The following is an 866-nucleotide window of genomic DNA, read 5'->3' as shown; positions in this document are numbered from 1 at the left end:
TGCTCAGCCGCCTGACGAGCACGGCCTGATGGATAGTTGCGCAGATTAAACTTATCACTGTCGTTCTGTACAGCTTCAACATACATCGGGAATACTTTGCCGCTTCTCTGGCGAACACCGATGTAAGTACCGTTGAAGTACATACCGAAGTCGTCATGAAGGCTCATTACTGAACCTCCAACTGTTTGATATAAACTTCCGCCAGCTCTTTGTTGCCTTCGTTGATGCAACGCTGAACTTCTTCAGGGTCAACAATGGCGATCAGCATTTCGAAGTCGCCGCTGTTCATGAAGTTGAACGCTTTGTGTGCCTGTTCCCAAGCCCACTGACGTTGCTTCTCCTGGAAAGTCCAGAAGTTAGACAGGCTACGATATTCGATACCGTAGTCTTTGAAGCGACATGCTCCCGCTTTGCCGTACAGTTCACGACGACGGTCGTCTTTGTCCAGCAGAAGGGATGGGAGACCCAGGAAGTAGTCGCACATTACGCCCAGGATTTTCTGATTGTCGCCGGTAACTTCGATAACATCATTGTAGCCAATGTGAATATGACCACCACAAGTACGAAGACCCAGGTCGGCAGCAGCAGGCTTAGGATTACGCATACCAGTAAGGGCATTGTAATCCGGCTCGCAACCAAACACCAGAGCAGATTCATGGAACGATTTGATCTCCGCTTCAGTGAATACGTGGGAGCAGATACCTTCGGCAATGCTCATGCCCAGAGGTTTCGCCAGCTCATAACAAGCGGCAATACCACGGTTGAGATTGTCGTTGAAAGTATCAAACTCTTTGTGTGGATTGATATCATACTCAATCAGGACATTGTCCTCCTGAATACGATTATCATCACCGACAACTTTCTTG

General features: G+C 48.4%; 1 protein-coding gene. It reads right to left on the bottom strand.

Annotated features, from left to right (window positions below):
* Positions 1–166 precede the first annotated feature (166 nt).
* On the bottom strand, positions 167–866 hold a 700-nt coding region (locus tag N1032_RS24350; protein ID WP_259543073.1), incomplete at its 5' end, for a putative amidoligase domain-containing protein.

It is taken from the genome of Herbiconiux daphne, assembly GCF_024979295.1.
GTDB lineage: Bacteria > Actinomycetota > Actinomycetes > Actinomycetales > Microbacteriaceae > Herbiconiux > Herbiconiux daphnes.
The sequence above is the reverse complement of the archived record's forward strand: the minus strand, read 5'-3'. Positions and strand labels throughout refer to the sequence as shown.